Origin of the sequence: Pseudoalteromonas sp. TAB23 (assembly GCF_000498075.1) — a bacterium.
GTDB classification, from domain to species: Bacteria; Pseudomonadota; Gammaproteobacteria; order Enterobacterales; family Alteromonadaceae; genus Pseudoalteromonas; species Pseudoalteromonas arctica.
In genome coordinates this window covers 18,205-36,501 of record NZ_AUTP01000216.1, presented here as the reverse complement: position 1 = coordinate 36,501, position 18,297 = coordinate 18,205, and the positions used below count along the sequence as shown (strand labels likewise).

17 protein-coding genes are annotated in these 18,297 nt (G+C 38.4%); 7 read left to right on the top strand and 10 right to left on the bottom strand.

The window, feature by feature from the left end:
* Positions 1-264 precede the first annotated feature (264 nt).
* The 3 genes from L654_RS0111890 to L654_RS0111880 are packed head-to-tail and all read left to right on the top strand — an operon-like array spanning position 265 to position 4,159.
* On the top strand, positions 265-1,722 hold the full coding sequence (locus L654_RS0111890; protein ID WP_024608126.1) for a tagaturonate reductase: 1,458 nt from the start codon (positions 265-267) through the stop codon (positions 1,720-1,722).
* A 1-nt stretch (position 1,723) separates the two neighbouring features.
* A complete protein-coding gene (locus tag L654_RS0111885; protein ID WP_024608125.1) occupies positions 1,724-3,211 on the top strand; it encodes an altronate dehydratase family protein in 1,488 nt (495 codons plus the stop codon).
* A complete protein-coding gene (locus L654_RS0111880; protein ID WP_024608124.1) occupies positions 3,212-4,159 on the top strand; it encodes a sugar kinase in 948 nt (315 codons plus the stop codon). It abuts the gene before it with no gap.
* A 206-nt stretch (positions 4,160-4,365) separates the two neighbouring features.
* Here the strand turns inward: L654_RS0111880 and L654_RS0111875 are convergent, their stop codons facing one another.
* On the bottom strand, positions 4,366-5,118 hold the full coding sequence (locus tag L654_RS0111875) for a siderophore-interacting protein (RefSeq protein ID WP_024608123.1): 753 nt from the start codon (positions 5,116-5,118) through the stop codon (positions 4,366-4,368).
* Between the two features lie 110 nt (positions 5,119-5,228).
* On the opposite strand from L654_RS0111875, the gene L654_RS0111870 reads away from it, so the two are divergent.
* From L654_RS0111870 to L654_RS0111860, 3 genes are all read left to right on the top strand, one after another.
* Positions 5,229-5,648 carry a MarR family transcriptional regulator gene (locus L654_RS0111870; RefSeq protein WP_004334811.1) on the top strand — a complete coding sequence of 140 codons (420 nt, stop codon included), beginning with the start codon at positions 5,229-5,231 and terminating at the stop codon, positions 5,646-5,648.
* Positions 5,649-5,729: 81 nt separating this feature from the next.
* On the top strand, positions 5,730-6,143 hold the full coding sequence (locus L654_RS0111865; RefSeq protein ID WP_004334808.1) for a S24 family peptidase: 414 nt from the start codon (positions 5,730-5,732) through the stop codon (positions 6,141-6,143).
* On the top strand, positions 6,131-7,390 hold the full coding sequence (locus L654_RS0111860) for a Y-family DNA polymerase (protein WP_024608122.1): 1,260 nt from the start codon (positions 6,131-6,133) through the stop codon (positions 7,388-7,390). The genes L654_RS0111865 and L654_RS0111860 overlap by 13 nt, the downstream gene beginning before the upstream one ends.
* Positions 7,391-7,417: 27 nt before the next feature.
* On the opposite strand, the gene L654_RS0111855 is transcribed toward L654_RS0111860, so the two are convergent.
* The 5 genes from L654_RS0111855 to L654_RS0111835 all read right to left on the bottom strand — a co-directional run bounded on the left by L654_RS0111855 (position 7,418) and on the right by L654_RS0111835 (position 9,606).
* On the bottom strand, positions 7,418-7,879 hold the full coding sequence (locus tag L654_RS0111855; RefSeq protein WP_024608121.1) for a hypothetical protein: 462 nt from the start codon (positions 7,877-7,879) through the stop codon (positions 7,418-7,420).
* A 439-nt stretch (positions 7,880-8,318) separates the two neighbouring features.
* Positions 8,319-8,837 (bottom strand): DUF4240 domain-containing protein, encoded by a 519-nt coding sequence (locus tag L654_RS0111850; RefSeq protein WP_024608120.1) that lies wholly within the window; start codon positions 8,835-8,837, stop codon positions 8,319-8,321.
* Positions 8,837-9,028, bottom strand: a complete 192-nt coding sequence (locus L654_RS0111845; RefSeq protein WP_004334795.1) for a YwbE family protein — start codon at positions 9,026-9,028, stop codon at positions 8,837-8,839. Before L654_RS0111845 ends, L654_RS0111850 begins: the two co-directional genes overlap by 1 nt.
* Before the next feature lie 68 nt (positions 9,029-9,096).
* A complete protein-coding gene (locus L654_RS0111840; protein WP_024608119.1) occupies positions 9,097-9,378 on the bottom strand; it encodes a hypothetical protein in 282 nt (93 codons plus the stop codon).
* A 15-nt stretch (positions 9,379-9,393) separates the two neighbouring features.
* A complete protein-coding gene (locus tag L654_RS0111835) occupies positions 9,394-9,606 on the bottom strand; it encodes a hypothetical protein (RefSeq protein WP_004334789.1) in 213 nt (70 codons plus the stop codon).
* 100 nt (positions 9,607-9,706) lie between these two features.
* On the opposite strand from L654_RS0111835, the gene L654_RS0111830 reads away from it, so the two are divergent.
* Positions 9,707-10,513, top strand: coding sequence for an ion transporter (locus tag L654_RS0111830; RefSeq protein ID WP_004334787.1), 807 nt, complete (start codon positions 9,707-9,709; stop codon positions 10,511-10,513).
* An 83-nt stretch (positions 10,514-10,596) separates the two neighbouring features.
* Here L654_RS0111830 and L654_RS0111825 read toward each other — a convergent pair whose 3' ends face one another.
* From L654_RS0111825 to L654_RS0111810, 4 genes are all read right to left on the bottom strand, one after another.
* Entirely contained in the window at positions 10,597-11,736 is a 1,140-nt protein-coding gene (locus L654_RS0111825) for a DUF748 domain-containing protein (RefSeq protein ID WP_024608118.1), read from the bottom strand.
* Between the two features lie 228 nt (positions 11,737-11,964).
* Positions 11,965-13,854, bottom strand: coding sequence for a bifunctional diguanylate cyclase/phosphodiesterase (locus L654_RS0111820; RefSeq protein ID WP_225305750.1), 1,890 nt, complete (start codon positions 13,852-13,854; stop codon positions 11,965-11,967).
* Between the two features lie 338 nt (positions 13,855-14,192).
* Complete coding sequence (asd, locus tag L654_RS0111815; protein WP_024608116.1) at positions 14,193-15,332, bottom strand: aspartate-semialdehyde dehydrogenase; 1,140 nt, start codon at positions 15,330-15,332, stop codon at positions 14,193-14,195.
* A gap of 220 nt (positions 15,333-15,552) precedes the next feature.
* Positions 15,553-18,255 carry a TonB-dependent receptor gene (locus L654_RS0111810; RefSeq protein WP_024593984.1) on the bottom strand — a complete coding sequence of 901 codons (2,703 nt, stop codon included), beginning with the start codon at positions 18,253-18,255 and terminating at the stop codon, positions 15,553-15,555.
* Between the last annotated feature and the right edge of the window lie 42 nt (positions 18,256-18,297).

The following is an 18,297-nucleotide window of genomic DNA, read 5'->3' as shown; positions in this document are numbered from 1 at the left end:
AATTTGTTGACCCAGGCCGCGGCTTGCACCGGTGACGAGTGCTGTTTTTAAAGTTAGATCAAACAAGGTGGCTGTCATTTTAAACTCCTGTATTAAAGTATTTATTACGTAATTACTAATTCAATGTAAATTGAATTAACTAAACTTGTTAACACTCATTCTTCGCTACCGGTGGCAATTTGTCAAATACTATTTGCCACCGGTGGCAAATATGACTAAGATATAAATATCAATCAGCCCATATAACGTTTATAGGTTCTTATTATGCAAGCACTGAATAGAAAAAACTTTAATAAAGACAAATACCCAACAAAAATAATGCAATACGGTGAGGGGAATTTCTTGCGTGCATTTATCGATTGGCAAATTGATAAACTCAATGAAACAAGTGTTCTCAACGCCGGCGTTGCAGTTATTCGTCCTATTGATTATGACGCAATTCCTTTACTTAATGTTCAAGACGGTTTGTATACCACTATTATTCGTGGCTTAAACGAGCAAGGTGAAACCGTCGCCGATCATCGTATTATTAGTTCAATCAATGAAGAAATTCCTGTCTATAAAGATTTTCCGCGTTATATGGCATTAGCTGAGAATCCGGATCTGAAAATTATTTTTTCAAATACCACTGAAGCTGGTATTGAATATATTGATACTGATAAACTCGACGACGCTCCCGCTAAGGCATTCCCAGCTAAATTAACGCAGTGGTTGTTCCATCGCTTTAATCACTTTAACGGCTCAGCTGACAGCGGTATGGTGATCATCCCTTGTGAGTTAATTGACTACAATGGCGAGAAACTCAAAGAAATCGTGTTTCAATACTGCCAACTTTGGCAACTACCTGAGGCGTTTTCAAGCTGGTTGAATGAAGCTAACCACTTTTGCTCAAGCTTAGTTGACCGTATTGTCACCGGCTTCCCCCGTGATGAGCATCAACAACTACAAGAATCGTTAGGTTATTTAGATAACTTTATGGTGACCGCTGAGTACTTTCACTTGTTTGTTATTCAAGGACCGCAGCATCTAGCACAATTATTATGCTTGCAAGACAGTGATCTAAATATAAAAATTGTTGATGATATTTCACCTTACAAACAACAAAAAGTCGGTATTTTAAATGGTGCTCATACGGCTTTAGTGCCACTAGCTTACATGGCGAACATTGATTCTGTTGGCGATGCGCTCGCCGAGCCTTTGTTTGAAAAATACTTAACACAATTAATCTTTGCTGAAATTATTCCCACTCTTGATTTACCTGAAGATGAATTAAAGCGCTTTGCCAATGATGTACTGAATCGCTTTAGAAACCCGTATATTTGCCATTTATTACTGTCTATTTCGCTCAACAGTATGACTAAATTTAAGACACGTATTTTGCCGCAGTTGCACACCTATATGAAAACAAATAACGCAGTACCGAATATGATGGCACTGGCGATTGCAGGGCAAATTTTGATGTATAAAGGTCTACGTAATAAGCAGCAAATTGAATTGAGCGATGCACCACAATGGTTAGAACTATTTAATACCCTGTGGCATGACTTTGATAACAATACCCTGTCCTTAAACGCGCTTGTTGAACAAGTACTAGGGGCACAGTGGCACTGGGAAAGCGATTTAAATACGCTGCCAGAATTAACCAATACAGTCACAACTCACTTACGTAATATGCTCATCGAGGGTGTAGTAAGTACACTAACCAAACAGTTAGACCAATAATATGAAACCATTAATTAAACTACACCCAACTGATGATGTTGCCATTGCAATGCGTAATATCACCGCTGGTGAAATATTGCCCGTTGATGGCGAAGAGATCTTAGTCAATGAGAACATTGATAAAGGCCATAAAGTGGCGCTGCGTGATATTAATAAACAAGAGAATGTTATTAAATACGGTGCCCCCATTGGCTTTGCCCTAGAGAGTATTCAAAAAGGCGGTTGGGTGCATACCCATTGCGTTAAAACCACCCTCAATGATGAACTGGATTATCAGTATATTCCCGAGTTTATTGAACAAAGTGAAGCGACCCCTTCGCCTGAAGTAAATATTTATCGTAGACAAAACGGTGAAATTGGCATTCGTAATGAAATCTGGCTGATCCCTACGGTAGGCTGTGTCAATGGCATGATCAACCAAATGATCAAAGAGTTTAAACTGCGTCATCCACAATTAGAAATTGATGGCATTTATGCGTTTCCTCACCAGTTTGGGTGCTCTCAGCTCGGTGATGATTTAGACACTACACGGATACTGCTACAAAACATGGCACTGCATCCAAATGCTGGTGGCGCTTTAGTCGTTGGCTTAGGCTGTGAAAATAATCAATTACCGGCATTTCGTGATGGCTTAGGGGATTACGATGAAGGCCGCATTAAGTTTTTGATCACCCAACAAGCCGATGACGAAATTGAAGAAGGCGTTGCGCTACTTGAACAAATTTATGCCCAAGTAAAACAAGATAAACGTCAACCGGGTACTTTATCTGAAGTAAAGTTTGGCCTTGAATGTGGTGGCAGCGATGGTTTGTCTGGTATTACGGCGAATCCGATGCTGGGTTATTTTTCGGATTATTTAATTGCTCAAGGTGGTACAACGGTATTAACCGAAGTACCTGAAATGTTTGGCGCTGAAACTTTATTAATGTCGCGCTGTAAAGACGAAGAAACCTTTAACAAGCTCGTTAGCATGGTTAATAACTTTAAAGGTTATTACAAAGCTCATAATCAACCGATTTATGAAAATCCGTCGCCAGGTAATAAAAAAGGCGGGATCACTACCTTAGAAGATAAATCATTAGGGTGTACGCAAAAAGCCGGCACCAGCAAAGTACAAGCGGTTTTGCACTATGGTGAACGCCTGCAAATACCTGGATTAAATCTATTGGATGCACCAGGTAACGACCCTATTGCCACCAGCGCACTTGGTGCTGCAGGTTGTCATATGGTGTTATTTACCACTGGCCGCGGTACGCCTTATGGTGGATTTGTGCCAACGTTAAAAATTGCTACTAATTCAGAACTTGCCAATAAGAAAAAACGCTGGATAGATTTTGACGCTGGCGTTTTAATTAACGATGTCTCAATGGAGCAAGTCCACGGGGAGTTTGTTGAACTGCTAGTCAACATCGTAAACGGCCAACCAACTTGCAATGAAATAAACGACATTCGTGAAGTCGCTATTTGGAAAAAAGGAGTGACATTATAAATGACACCTAAGTCCATCGCAATTATTGGCGAATGTATGGTTGAGCTTAGCGGCCAACCATTTACTGCTATGCAACAAAATTATGGCGGCGACAGTATGAATACCGCCATTTACTTAAAAAAACTCGCTGGCAATGAAGTAAACGTCAATTACGTCAGTGCCATGGGCACTGACCCACTAAGTCGTGCACTGATTAAAAAATGGCAAGCTCACCATATTAATACTGACAATGTGCTGCTCAGTCATAACAAACAACCGGGTTTGTATATGATTCAAAACGATATGTCAGGGGAGCGTACTTTTCAGTATTGGCGTAGCGACTCAGCCGCTAAATATTTATTACAACATACTGATTTTAAAAAAGTACTAACCAGCCTTGCCGAAGTTGATGCTATTTATTTATCGGGGATCTCGCTGGCAATCTTAGCAGAGCAAGATTGCCATACTTTACTCAGCCATTTAGCGTTACTAAAACAGCAAGGGATAAAAATTATTTATGATAGCAACTATCGCCCTGCATTATGGTCAAGCAAAATGCACTGCCACCTTGCCAATAATAAAGCATACGCACTAGCCGATTTAGCATTAGTGACCTTTGACGATGAAGCACAATTATGGGGAGATAGTAATGTTGCGAAATGTACCGAACGTTTGCACCAACAAGGGGCTCACGAGGTCGTTGTAAAACTCGGCGCGGATGGCTGCCAATACAGTATAAAACACCCTGATAATTCAATTTCAGTCGAGCTGTTTAATACTGTCGCTGTAGAAAAAGTGATCGACACTACCGCCGCAGGTGACTCATTTAATGCCGGCTTTTTATCTCAGTGGTTAACAGAGCAGCCTATAAAGCAGTGCGCGCAAGCAGGTAATTTACTGGCCACCCAAGTGATCCAAAAGCGTGGAGCAATTGTCGAGATTAACATTGCGACAATCAAAAACTACTAATGCAGTTAGCGCTTTATTTAGCCCGCTAGAAGTTAAATGCTTAAATCGATTAGTTAAGACTCTTTAACGTCTCGACACCGAACCTGAGTGCATACCTAAGTTTACTTATTCTAAAGTAAGTGCTGTGAGACGCTTATTTTGTTTAAGTAAACTTCCTCTCATGGGTATGCACTCTAATTTATCATTACTACAACATTCACTTATGGCTAAGGGGCTGGTTTGCCATCGGCATCGATGCCACGCTTCCAATACGCTGAACACACTATTTTTGCACTGGGGACCGCAAACTGCTCTTTCGCAAGGTTTTGAATTGTGCGCACAAGTGAGCCTTCAAGCCCCATAAAAATTAATGGTGTGCCCGTGTACTTATTTAAACAGTGCGCGACCTGCTCTACTAACTCTATTTGTGGCTCAGTCGTAACTAACCACTTAATACGATGTTTAGTATTCACCTCTATTGTATCTAATTTGATGATATCTTGGGAGTCTGTAACGTGTATGACCACATCAACATCAGCTGTTGCAGGTAGTTGTTGTAAATAGCCGTTAATAGCATTAACTGAGGTTAAATCAGCAATCATCAAATACTGCGACTGACTAAAATCACCCAACTTTTTAGGGCCAGGGCCTGCAATTGCGAGTTTATCACCAGGTTTTGCTTGTTTAGCCCAATCAGTTGCGATACCACGATGCTGATTGACGACAAAATCAAGCGTAATTGTATGGTTAATAGTATCAATCGCTCTGATTGTATATGAGCGCTTAGGTGCAGGTTCAGCTGCTTTGAGGTCAATTTCAACCTCATCTTGTCCAGCATGTGGTAATAGTACTTTTACGTACGCACCTTGTTGATCCGCAGGAAAATCATGAAACTCATCTGAGCCAACAACCAAACGCTTTAAATGCGGAGCTATCGCTGTTGTGCTTATTACGGTTGCACGACGTACTTTTCTACTCATTTTGATCTCCTCAGAAGGTTTATTTACATGTTTAATTGCACAACGTCCCATTGGTTGATAAAATCAACTATAACAAATTAATTGACTTTGTCAACTACATTGAGAGTTTTATGAATACACCTTTATCAAATACGCTGTTTGAATTGATGCAAAATTACCGCGTCACAATTCGTGAAGCAATTAACGCAGGCGAACTTGGTATTAATGCTATGCACGTACGCTGCATACATATTATTGCGAACGTAAATAACTGTACGGCTAACGATATTGTTACTAAAACGCAGCGCGACAAAGCGCAAATAGCACGTTTAATTAAAGATCTTATTGGCTTAAATTTAATAAATAAACAGGCAAGTGAGCACGATAAGCGCTGCTTTATTTTGTCGCTCACAGAGCAAGGCAAAGTTCTTTTTGATAAGTTATTAGCCTCAGAGCAGAAAATAAATAATCAAATGTGTAAAAACTTAAACCCTCAGCAAATCAAAGACTTTTTAGATATCGCACAGCAAATGATCAAAAATATGGATTGATCGGTTATACATTTCTTGGCATAATTTACACAAAACGCATATACTGTACACTTATACAGTATATGCGTTTTAGGTTGTGTTATGTTTGTCATTCCCATTTATATAGAAGCAGGCGTGTGTGGTTTTGAATCACCCGCAGCGCAGTACACCGAGCTAGGTGTAACCCTTGACGAGCTTTTAATAAAGCACCCAAATGCTACCTTTATTGGCCTAGCATCGGGTAACTCTATGCAAGAAGTCGGAATTTTTGAAGGGGACTTATTAGTTATCGACCGTGCAGAGCCTGCAGAAAATGGTGACGTTATTGTTGCTAACTTAAATGGTCTTTTTGTATGCAAGCTGCTTGATAAAACCAATGCGCGGCTGCTTTCAGCGTCTTCTTTACATAAGCCTGTACAACTCACCTCTGCAGACGAATTTCAGCTCGAAGGCGTAGTAACGCTATCAATAAGAATGCACAGGCAAAGCCCAGAGTTACTAAAATGTATGCCTTAGTTGATGCTGTGTCGTTTTATGCCAGTGCCGAAAAAGTATTCGACCCTGCTATTCGATCCAAACCCGTGGTTGTACTTACCAATAACGATGGCTGTGTATGCGCTATTTGCCCTATTGCTCGGCGCTTAAATATTCCTAAATTTGGCCCGTACTTTAAAGTTAAGCATTTACTTGAGCAAAACAACGTTGTTATTCGCTCTAGTAATTACGAGCTTTATGCTGATTTAAGCGACAAAATGATGAATATTATTGGCCGCTTTTGCGATACACAGCACATATACAGTATTGATGAATCGTTTTTGCACTTTGATGGCTACACATCATTAATTAAAGACTGGCATGAATACGGTCATACAATAAGGCGCACAGTATGGCGCGAAACAAAGCTTCCTGTAGGTGTTGGTTTTGGCCCGACCCCTACTTTAGCAAAAGCCGCTAACCATGCCGCTAAAAAGCTCAGTGGTTTTAATGGTGTTGCAGTAATAAATAGCGAACAAACTCGCCAAGCTATTTTACAAAGAATGAGCTGCGAAGATGTGTGGGGAATAGGCCGGCGGCTAGCTAAAAAACTTAAAATAATGAATATACACACCGCCTGGGATCTTGCTCAGCAAAACCCTAGAGCAATGCGCCGTGCATTTAGTGTGGTTGTTGAACGCACAGTAAGCGAGCTTAACGGAATAACATGTTTAAACTGGGATGATGTACGACAAGACAAGCGGGAGATTTATTCGACCCGTAGTTTTGGAGAGCGCATATGTGAGCCAACAGCACTTAAAACAGCGCTAATTAACCATGTAACCACAGTGGCTAATAAATTAAGAGCGCAACACTCGCTCACTCACCAGCTTTATATTTTTGCAGCCAGTGGCGCGCACGAAAATAAATATTATAAAAAGTCTTTTGTGTATAAGTTCCCCTCACCCACTAACGACACCTGCGTGATGGCTAATGCTGTATCTGAGGTATTTAATAAGATTTACCAACCCGGTATACGGTTTTATAAATGTGGTGTAGGCGCGGTAGAGCTAATATCAGAACAGTTTCAGCAAAATGACTTATTTAATAAAAGCCCTGATAATCCAAAACTTATGCAATGCTTAGACACAATTAACAATCGATACGGAAAAGGAATGCTAAGCCTTGCAAGTAGTAAATTAAATGACCGGTGGCACATGAACCGTGATTTTTTGTCGCCGCAGTACACTACGCGTTGGCGCGATATCCCTAAAATATACTGCGAATGATTTGCTACTTACTACTTACTAGATGCTTTATTTACTCTCATCTGCTTTTTTAAATGTGCACTCTACATTGGGTTCGCTCAATGTGTATTTGAGTGTGTTATCAGCTAAAAATTTGATACTTTGACTGATTGTTTTTTCGTTTGCAGGGCTTTCACAACGGCTCATTCTTAAGCCGTTTTCAAGGCCATCACTTTTATATTTAAGCGTGCTGGTTATAAAGCAAAAGTTTGGTTTTTTAATGGTTCGGGTACCATTGTGGAGCGATCCAAATACAATTTGCTCACCAAGTTTAAAACCCGCACTTAAATCACTTTCATCTGTCAAACTCAAATCGCTATTAACGCATAACCCTGAGTTGCTCGACACAACTTCGTAGGCTCCCAATTTTGACTTTAAAAGCGGTATAAATCGTGTTTTATTACTCGGCTCAGAAAAAGCATTTGCACTTGTAAAAGCGACAGTTAATAAAGCGAGTGTTAAATATTTCATTTCGTGGGTGTATCCTCGTGAGTCAGCGTGTTAAATAATAGCAAAATGCCTAATCACTTAGCTTTTATAACTTTTAACAACTATAACAGAGATTTACTATAAAAGGAGAGAAGTCGTATTCAGGAACCGAGACGCGAGCAGCTAAGGGAGCTTTGCTCGACTATTACTAATTCTTACATGTGTGTAAGCCAGTAAGATAAAGCAAGAGCAATTACCGAGCCCATTAAGTCACAAACCTCGTGCCGCAAATAAATCCCTTAGATTGAACACATTTAAATCCACAAAGATTCATCCTAGATACTGCATTACAAACCATTTTGCTGTTAAGTACTTTAGTTAATACGTACTTAAACAACAAAACGATTTATCTCAATGCGCTTACTTGAAGGGAAATTGAACTCATAAAATTGTTTGAATAGCGCTCAAATTACTGTTTATTTTATTGCCAGTACTTTGCAAATAATAAAGGGTAGCTTTGCTTTAAAAACTTAGGTTTGTCTTTAAAACGTTTACCTTTGGGTTCATCGCTGCCTGATGGAATAAACGGTAATTCGTCTTCGCTGCGTTCTTCAAATAATAAACCGGCTATTAAATCATACTCATCAATATACGGGTAAGGCTGCTCATTTAAGTAATAAACAGGTGTACACTGCGCTAACGAATCAGCATTTTCTAAAGCGTTTTCGAAAACTGTTTTACCACGCGAAATTAACCAACATCTAAACTCGCTAAAACCGTAATCGTCGTTACATCCAGCCATCACAAAGGCGGCACCAAACAAATCCCAGGTAAAACATTTACGCATATGTATGCCAAAGTGTTTATCAAAATCAATAAGGTGCTGATCGCTTAAATCAGTCAGTTTAGTTTTTAGGTTATCGCTCACACTTTGCGGATCGAGCCCTAAATCAGGCGTTGTTACTAAATCCCAAAAAGCCTGCTCTGTTAATGTTGCCATTATAAAATCTCTTTTACTCGGCCAACTTGACCATCTTCTAAACGTACTTTAATGCCGTGTGGGTGATTTGGTGATTTTGTTAAAAGGCGCTCAACCACACCTTCTGTTAATGTGCCGCTGCGTTGATCTTCTTTTAATACAATATTTACTGTGGTACCTGGTGAAATTTGCGAACGTGAAGGAACAGCCATAATTTAAACCCTAAAAATAATTTATCTAATTATAACGTCCATGTGATGTCATACCAACTAAACCGCTGTTAATTGGCTAAAAATGAGATGTGTGCTGGTTTTGCGTTCAACTTAATAGCTGCTAGCTGGCTAAGTATAATCTGCGTTAACTCATCAAGTTGCGGTTTTGCATCTTCACGGGCTACCTCATCAATAAAGTAACATTGTACTTTTAACGTGTTTACTTCGTTATTTAAATCAACTGTATGCGTTAGATAATCAAAATCAATTACCATTTCTTTTATTGCTTCGCATGCATTAGTAAGCGCTAAGCGAATTTGCTTATCGCGCTGTTTTTGAGTTTTAGTCATAAATATAAAGGTTACTTATTTAGTCTGGGCTTGTTGCTGTTTTTTAAACTCTTCGTAGTTAGAGTCTTGTTTATCTAGGCATTCGTAATATTCTTTGTCAGCTTTATAGTTACACTCATCAAGGCGCGCCGATTGTAATTCATGAAAACGTGCATCAGAGCTGCAACCAGCCAAAACACATGATCCAATAATAAGTAATGCGCTGCTTTTTAGTTTATTGATAAACATTAAATTTCCTTACACTTTCTATATCGAAAAAGCGTTAAATTATTACGATACTATTGTATATTAGCGCCATAAAATCTTAATATCCAAAGGATCTATTACTATGATGTCGCAGTTACAAAAGTTGTTTCAGCGTATAGACAAAAGCAAGATATTTCAATCATTTGTTATAGCTGTAATTATTGTTTCTGCCCTTACAGTAGGTGCACACACTTACTCACTACATCCTACCGTAGAGCTTGCTCTAAATTGGATGGATGTTGGCATTACTGCATTCTTTTTAATTGAACTAATAATCCGCTTTGTTGCAAGCAAAGGCATTAAAGACTTCTTTTCTAAGGGATGGAATATATTTGACACTATCATAGTATTGGGCAGTTTATACCCTGCTGCTGGCTCTACAATGTTAATTGCTAGGCTGTTGCGCATATTTAGAGTGTTACGATTGGTTTCGATGATCCCAGAGCTGCGCTTATTGGTTAACTCATTGCTTAAAGCAATTCCGCAAATGGGTTATATAGCCCTATTAATGTTTGTTATTTTTTATATATACGCTGCAATGGGTAGCATGATGTTTGCTGAAATCAACCCTGTTCTTTGGCAAGACGTCTCAATATCAATGCTTACCTTGTTTAGAATAGCAACGTTTGAAGATTGGACCGACATAATGTACGAAACAATGGCGGTGTACGAATTAAGCTGGATTTATTACCTTACGTTTATATTCTTAACTGCATTTGTATTTTTAAACATGATGGTAGGTGCGATTTTAGAAGTAATGAGTGAGGAGCACCGAAATGCCCGAGAAGAGCTTGCGGATAACGATTCTCTACCTGCAACACAAGGTCAGGTAAATGAGCTACAAGTTCAAATTGCAGAGCTTAAAGCGCTATTAAGTAAAGACAAATAGAAACCTCTAAACTAAGTAACACCAACATCAATGATGTTGGTGTTACTTTGAGTTAAACGTTTAATTTGGGATATATAAATACATTAATTACTTTTATTACTTTTATTACTTAAAGATTCATCACTCTTTGGATCTTCAAAAGAAATAACATTATCCACTTTCATTTTAAACGCATCAAAAAAAGCATTTTTTAAAACCGAAATAACGGCTTGGAAAGTCGAAACATCCGTATTATCTAATTGCCCCTCTATAGGAATGCGTGCAGCAACAAGCTTAGACTCATCGTTTTCAAGTATAGAGCCCAGTAAATCTACACTGCCTTCAAATATAGCAGTAAAGATACCGTCATCATCTTTTTCTATATCTTCTCGCCAAGAAAATACACTCAGGTTTTGAACACCCGCTTTTACATAACCATTTAAGTTATTATCTTTAGCCACAAGTTCCATTGCGCCATCAATGCCCCCCGCTTCAATATCAAACGGTGTATACACTTTAAATACAGTGTCGAGATTTTTAACTGAGAAGCGCTGTACCTCTGCGTTAAAATCAAAATTAGCGTGTTTGCTAAAAGGGTCTAGTTTGCCATCAAGTTTTAATGCGGCCTCCCCCATTAACGCCCCCTCTACGTTTAGAGTAGTCACAAGTGTTTTTGATAGGTTTTGCGCATTCGTTATATTTTCAATTTTGGCATTAATATTTGATATAAAAGTGGGTTTTTCACCGCTATTGGTTGAGTTAACTAAGGTTAACTTGCCTTGCTCAATTATTAAGGTATCAATAGAAAACAGTACTAAGTCATTAGCCAGCCCCACCCAAGTGGTTTCATCTTTTACTTGTTTATTTTGCTCAGAAGCATTGGGGTCTTTATCGTAAATAACTATCTCAGGACGCGTAAAAGCCATATTTGTCACTAAATTCCCTTTTAAAAGGGCTGACCACGCAAGTGAAAAATCGAGAGTTTGAATACTAAGTAAAGGCTTAGGAGCTGAAGTTGCATCAACAGCGTAAATTTCAACGTCGTCAATCGCGTAGGCACCGCGATATAAAAACAAATCTACATCACCAACATGCCCCGTAACACCTTGCGTATGTTTTAGTTGATAATTTACGTACTGCTGAAGCGCATAAGGCGCGGCTATTCTGGCAATAATAAGGACTAATAAAATAACCGCAAATGAGTTAAACCATTTGCTATGAAATACATTAGAAACCGAACTCATTGTAATTTCCTTTACCTAATACTTTCAAATGTGCATTTTAAACATGTAAGAATTACGCAAAATTGTAATAACACTACGTAAATCGTATTTAAAATACATCGTTAATAGCCTAAGTGAAGTTAAAGTGGCTAATTTAAGTATTAACAGCAAAGGTTATACCAATTTAAAATTGCTACAAAAATTGGGTTTATGCAGCAATGCTTAACTAAATAAAAACAGCGAGTACCTTTAATATATCAAGGATAGTGCTTGATCAAATCTAATTGGTTTACTGAATATAAAACCTTGGTATTTATCAATTTCTAAGCTTTGTAATAACGTTAACTGAGCTGGATTTTCTACGCCCTCCGCTATTACTTGGCAACCAATCATATGCGACATGTTAGTTACCGCAGAAACAATACTTTTATCTTTTGAGCACTCACAAATATTATCAATATAAGATTTATCTATTTTAATGTAATCAACTGATAGCTCTTTTAAAACCGATATAGAAGAAAACCCGGTACCAAAGTCATCAATAGAAATACGCACACCGGTATTTTTTATGGCCGTAATCGCTTTTGACAAATACGGTAAATTTTTAATCATGACTGTTTCTGTTATTTCTAAATGCACATTGTATGGTTTAACTGCGTATCTATTTAAAAGCGCAACTAAAAAATCTAAAAAGTTATGATTTTCTAGTTGCAGCACCGACACATTAATCGACAATCCAATATTACTATTTACGGCATTGAGCTTACTTAAGCTCGCAATGGCTTGCTCTAGTACAAATTCGCCGAGTATATTAATTTTTCCATATCGCTCTGCAATATCTATAAATTCTGAAGGGGGAATAAATTCATCATTAAACTGCCAACGAAGTAGTACTTCAAACGTGGTTATTTCATTTGTGCTTATATCAACAATAGGTTGATAGCACAGATGAAAGTCACCTTTTTCTACGCACTCTTTAATTGAGCTGCGAAGTACTTCTTCTCTTTTAAGCGATTCATGCATTCGCTCGTCAAATACCGATATTTCATTACGGCTTTTCTTACCTTCATACATAGCTACATCAGCGTATTTAATCGCCTCTGCAAGATTAAAATTTTTGCGCGTAAAATACAGCCCAACCTTAAAAGAGGGATTTACTTGGTAGCTATCCATGCTTACTGTTTTCGTTAAGGTTTTAACTAATCTAAAAACACAGTCAAAAAGTTCGTCTTCGGTGTTAGTGCGAGAATAAAAAATAAACTCATCACCTCCCCATCGACAAGCAATAAAGTCGCCTTGGGTTTGTGTTTCAACTAATCGTTTACCTGTTTGAGCCAGCACAAAATCACCAAAATCGTGACCGTATTTATCGTTGATGATTTTAAAGTCATCCATATCTAAAAATAAAACAGCTTTAATATCTTCATTTTGATTGGCTAAATCAAGTTCAACATTAGAAACAAAGCTCCCCCTGTTAAACAATTTAGTTAGGTTGTCTTTTTGCTCTAAAGAAATTATTTGTTCGGTACGAAGTTGCACTTCGTTTTCTAAGTTTTCAATAAATTGATCTAACTTAAGTTCGTTATTAATTGATGATTTTACATCTTTTGCACTACGTGAAGCCGTTATAAAACACAAAATAAACCATAAAACGAGCCCTAAAACACCTAGTACATTCTCATCTTCAATAGGCTGTAAAAGTAATAAAATACTAAAAGGAACCAGTAAACAGGTTATATACGACAAGGAGGAACGAATATCAGAAGCTAAAACGTTTACACCGCCACCAGCAAGGGAGCTAAAAACAACCAGTGATACAAATTTTTCCTGCATTTGCATGTTTTCATAAAACAAAATAGGAAAAGCAGCCCATGTTAAAGCCGTTAATAATAAACCTATAAAATACAGATGATATTTAAAAGCATGGGTGTTGTTAACAAATACATGGCTTGCTATTCGAAGTAATGAAATAAATGATAACGTAAAAAGCCAATAAAGTTTTTCTTGCGAGGCGCTGTGGTTAATACTGCTAAAAATAAGAAAACAAGAAACAACCGTGTTTATAGCAATTGCAGAACTAAAATAGGAGCTAACAAATGCTAATCGCTTATTGGCAAAGTTATTTGTGTGAGAGGTCATTAATGTTACTTGAATAGGCTGTTGCACAATGTAAACAGTTTACTTAAGTTCAATAATAAACAAAAGTGAACATTCATAAAAAAGTATTGTTTTAGCCTCTTAAGCGGTTTTATAAGCCATTAAACTAAAAAGGGCTGGCAAATTGCCAACCCCTTTTGTTAATACTGATTATATATTATACCAATTCGCTTAATTAAGTGATCTATTTTGAGGGAAGAAAATCGTGTCGATAACAAGGCAAAAATTTCGTTATTTAGTTGTTCTATATCAGAAATATTTAACGTAGTTAGCGTCAGATTTAACCCCTCAAATTGATTAAGTATTATTGCGAATTCGTATTACTCACCATCAACAATTATGCGTAGCATACGACGAAGTGGCTCTGCCGCGCCCCATAAAAGCTGATCGCCTACTGTAAATGCGCTGATGTATTTTTGCCCCATCGCTAATTTACGAATACGGCCAACAGGAATGCTTAAAGTGCCTGTTACTTTAACGGGTGTTAAGTCTGTTGCGCTAATTTCACGCTCGTTAGGAATTACCTTAACCCACTCGTTATGAGACGCTAAAATTTCTTCAATTTTTTCTACGCTAATATCTTCACGTAATTTAATGGTCATCGCTTGTGAATGACAACGCATAGCGCCAATACGTACACATAAACCATCAATTGGCACTGGTTGCTTAGAAGAACCTAAAATTTTGTTCGCTTCTACTTGCGCTTTCCATTCTTCTTTAGACTGACCGCTTGGCATAGGTACGTCAATCCACGGGATTAAACTGCCCGCTAATGGCACACCAAATTGGTCTTGTGGTAAGTCTTTTGACGCCATAGTTTCACTTACTATTTTATCAATTTCTAAAATAGCAGAGCTTGGGTTATCTAGTTTATCTGCAACACTTGCATGAATAGCGCCCATTTGTGCAATAAGCTCTTTCATATTTCGTGCGCCAGCGCCCGACGCCGCTTGGTAAGTCATTGGGCTTACCCATTCAATTAGGTCTTGCTCAAATAAACCGCCCAATGCAAGTAGCATCAGTGATACAGTACAGTTACCGCCCACAAAGGTTTTAACGCCTTGCGCTAAGCCTTGTTCAATAACATCTTTGTTTACGGGATCAAGCACTATAATGCTGTCCTCACTCATACGCAGTGCTGAAGCTGCATCAATCCAGTAACCATCCCAACCCGACTCTCGAAGTTTTGGATATACCGCATTGGTGTAGTCACCGCCTTGGCAAGTAACAATAATATCCATTTTAGCAAGTTCGCTAATGTCACTTGCATCTAGTAATGGTTTTGCGTCGCCCGCTATATCTGGGCCTAGTTGACCCGCTTGTGAGGTGGTGAAAAAGGTGGTGTCGATATGGGCAAAATCACTTTGCTGCTGCATACGTTCTAATAACACAGAGCCAACCATGCCACGCCAACCGACTAATCCTACTTTTTTCATTGTTTGTTCCACTGTTTGATTCATAAAAGATGCCTTAATACATTAAAAATTAAATTCATTGCGTGAGATTTAATTTTCATTAACGCTAAACTAACACTCGTAGACGGCTAAAACTAGCGAATAAAACAGAACTTAAATATTTTTCATACTGAGCATAAACACAAAAAAGCTCTGTATTAAAATACAGAGCTAATAGATAGTGAAGGTTATTATTTCATTCCTTGAGTTTTATTTTAAATAAAGCTTAAAACTCATAGCTATAACTTAAACTAAACTCAGTGCCGGTGTCTTGTCCCCAAAGGGTAAGACCTTCTTGTTCAATTTCTTTTTCTTGGCCAAGCATATTCTTAACCTTAAAATTAACTTTAGAGTTAAAGTTAGGGAAGTAAGAATAAACTAAATCAACTGAGTGAAAGGACTTTTCTTCGGCATCTTCATTACCACGTGTACCAGGTACAATTATACGAGGACCAAACACATTATAAATTAGTGAAGTAGAATGAAATCCATCATCCGAGTCATAGCCCATTTGTAAGTTTGCAACCCACTCAGAATGACCAACTAAACGACGCTCATTGTTAGTTACAATATTCGATACCGTATCGGCCTCAAGGGCTTCTTTAAGCTGTGTTTCAAACAGTGAGTCAACACCATCTGAATCATTAATCCCCAAATTAACACTTGAGTCAGATAGCGTAACGTTGCCTGACAAGAATGCTGAGGACCAATCTTTATTTATAAAGCCAAAGTCAGTTAAAAAATCAACTTCAATACCCGACAATTTACCCGACTGAGCATTAGCTGTTAATAACTGTGGAGATGCTCCCCCTACGCCCGCAAGCTCAACCATTTCAATTGGGTTTTCAATGTCTTTATAAAATAATGCAACAGAAAGGTTATTACCTGATGGCATATACCATTCAAACCTAAAATCAACATTTTTTAAATTAGAACTTTGTAAACTAGGAGAGCCTCTCACCAGAAACTCAGTTAACGGGTCAACAAAGAAAGACGAGCTTACATCACGTAGATCAGGGCGAATGGTTGTTTCACTTAAATTTAAGCGAAATTGCATTTCTTCATCCATGATGTACGTAACAGCTAAAGAAGGAAAAAAGTTATCTTCATTAATAGCTACATCTTGGATTTCTTGTAGCGTATTTTCAAAGAAATTAGTATGCGCTTCATAACCGACTGAGACTTGCGAAAAATCTTCCCATCGAACGCCACCAGTAAAACGCCAAGTGTTTTGATAGAAGTAATCGGCCATAAAATAATAAGCATCTAATTTATGCGCTGCACTGTACTTATCACCATCAGTGGTGCCATCATCAAAAATACCTGAGCCAGTTACACTTGCATAAAAAGCGTCATTCGCCGTGTTTTCATCAGCAAAAATATCGCTTACGTTAGAACCGAACGAGTACTCATCGCTTATACCACGGTGCGTAATGCCAAACTTCACATTACTTGCATCACGTTTTTTCTCTGAAAAATCGCCGCCTATTTTTAACTCAAGCTCATAGCCGTCACCATAAAAAGGCATACCCATATTCCAACCAAATGTTTCAACATCGTCGTGTAATACTTGATACTCACGGGTGATATTTGTTGCAGCTACATCTTGTAATTGTTCAGATTCAAGCACGCCATCAACTAAGTTTTGCTGATAAACAACATCTAAACCACCTGGTGCATTACGGTTTGCTCGACTTAAACCGCCATACCAATCAAAAAATAAATTATTTAGCTCTGGAAAGTTGTGCGTCCCCTTAAGTTGAGTCGAAAACATTTCGCGCTCTTCGTACGTAATATCTACTCGGCGTAATTCGGTGACACCTTCTTCGGTTTCATTTGCATCAAAGTAATCGCGGTTACGTACGCGGTCACTCATGTCATGAAGTGCAATATTAGTAAGCTCAAACTTATGGTTTGAATTTAACTCATATCCTAAATTTAATGTGCCGCTCCAACGTACATTTTGCTCAGTCGATGTACCATCGTAATACTGGGCAAAACATTTGTCTTCACAGCCTAAGCTACCAAGGCTTGAGCCGCTTTGCTCTTGAACTACTTCCCACTCGTTATCGTAAGATACGGCTGCAAGCACACCAAAAGTACCGGCCTCACTTTCAAATCTATCACCTAAGGCAATAGAGAAGTTCATGGCAGGGTCAACATCCTTTTCTGAAATACCTACATCCCAATCAAGCGATTGAATCAGGTTTTTACGCTCAGCTAACGTAGTGTTTATATTGCCCTCAAGACCAGCATCACTGGTAAGCGCAGTAGTAAACACATCCGATAATGCTCGTGAACCATCATCTCGACCCATCCAGTCATCATCACCGCCACTGTAAAAGTAACCGGTATCGCTATTAGAAGTATTGTACGATGTACCCACTTGTACTTTTAATAAAAAGTCAGAAGGAATTGATTTAGTGCGAATATTTACATTACCACCACCAAAATGCGCTGGCATATCCGGTGAAAATGACTTTTGTACACTCAAGCTTTCAATAATTTCAGATGGAAATAAATCCAAAGGAACCACTGAGCGAGTAGGATCAGGACTTGGTACATACATGCTATTTAGCTGAGTACTAGAATAGCGTTCACCTAAACCACGCACATAAATAAATTTGCCATCGACTAACGTTAAACCAGTAACACGACGAAGTGCAGAGGCGGCATCGCCATCACCAGTACGTGATATTTGGTCTGCACCCATAATATCAGCAACAAACGCTTGGTTTTGACGTTCTTGCAGTACAGCACCTGCACTGCCCTTTAATCGTTGCCCTACAGCAACAACTTCTTCTATTTCTTGCTCTTCTACTTGCTGCTCAGCAGCCGTGGCTGTATTTACTGATAAACCAAGTAAGGCAGCCATTACAGCGTAGTTTAACTTTGATAAAGCAAGTGTAGAGGGTTTAAAAGATTTCATTTTTATACTCCGAAACAAAACAAGACATTAGCCGAGCTTTCG

Coding starts and splice junctions, on each gene's coding strand:
- L654_RS0111840 (WP_024608119.1), bottom strand. CDS start 9,378: ATGACTAAAACTCAAAAACAGCGCGATAAGCAAATTCGCTTAGCGCTT.
- L654_RS0111825 (WP_024608118.1), bottom strand. CDS start 11,736: ATGAGTTCGGTTTCTAATGTATTTCATAGCAAATGGTTTAACTCATTT.
- L654_RS0111850 (WP_024608120.1), bottom strand. CDS start 8,837: ATGGCAACATTAACAGAGCAGGCTTTTTGGGATTTAGTAACAACGCCT.
- L654_RS0111890 (WP_024608126.1), top strand. CDS start 265: ATGCAAGCACTGAATAGAAAAAACTTTAATAAAGACAAATACCCAACA.
- L654_RS0111855 (WP_024608121.1), bottom strand. CDS start 7,879: ATGAAATATTTAACACTCGCTTTATTAACTGTCGCTTTTACAAGTGCA.
- L654_RS0111835 (WP_004334789.1), bottom strand. CDS start 9,606: ATGTTTATCAATAAACTAAAAAGCAGCGCATTACTTATTATTGGATCA.
- L654_RS0111865 (WP_004334808.1), top strand. CDS start 5,730: ATGTTTGTCATTCCCATTTATATAGAAGCAGGCGTGTGTGGTTTTGAA.
- L654_RS0111810 (WP_024593984.1), bottom strand. CDS start 18,255: ATGAAATCTTTTAAACCCTCTACACTTGCTTTATCAAAGTTAAACTAC.
- asd (WP_024608116.1), bottom strand. CDS start 15,332: ATGAATCAAACAGTGGAACAAACAATGAAAAAAGTAGGATTAGTCGGT.
- L654_RS0111875 (WP_024608123.1), bottom strand. CDS start 5,118: ATGAGTAGAAAAGTACGTCGTGCAACCGTAATAAGCACAACAGCGATA.
- L654_RS0111860 (WP_024608122.1), top strand. CDS start 6,131: ATGTATGCCTTAGTTGATGCTGTGTCGTTTTATGCCAGTGCCGAAAAA.
- L654_RS0111880 (WP_024608124.1), top strand. CDS start 3,212: ATGACACCTAAGTCCATCGCAATTATTGGCGAATGTATGGTTGAGCTT.
- L654_RS0111830 (WP_004334787.1), top strand. CDS start 9,707: ATGATGTCGCAGTTACAAAAGTTGTTTCAGCGTATAGACAAAAGCAAG.
- L654_RS0111820 (WP_225305750.1), bottom strand. CDS start 13,854: ATGACCTCTCACACAAATAACTTTGCCAATAAGCGATTAGCATTTGTT.
- L654_RS0111885 (WP_024608125.1), top strand. CDS start 1,724: ATGAAACCATTAATTAAACTACACCCAACTGATGATGTTGCCATTGCA.
- L654_RS0111870 (WP_004334811.1), top strand. CDS start 5,229: ATGAATACACCTTTATCAAATACGCTGTTTGAATTGATGCAAAATTAC.
- L654_RS0111845 (WP_004334795.1), bottom strand. CDS start 9,028: ATGGCTGTTCCTTCACGTTCGCAAATTTCACCAGGTACCACAGTAAAT.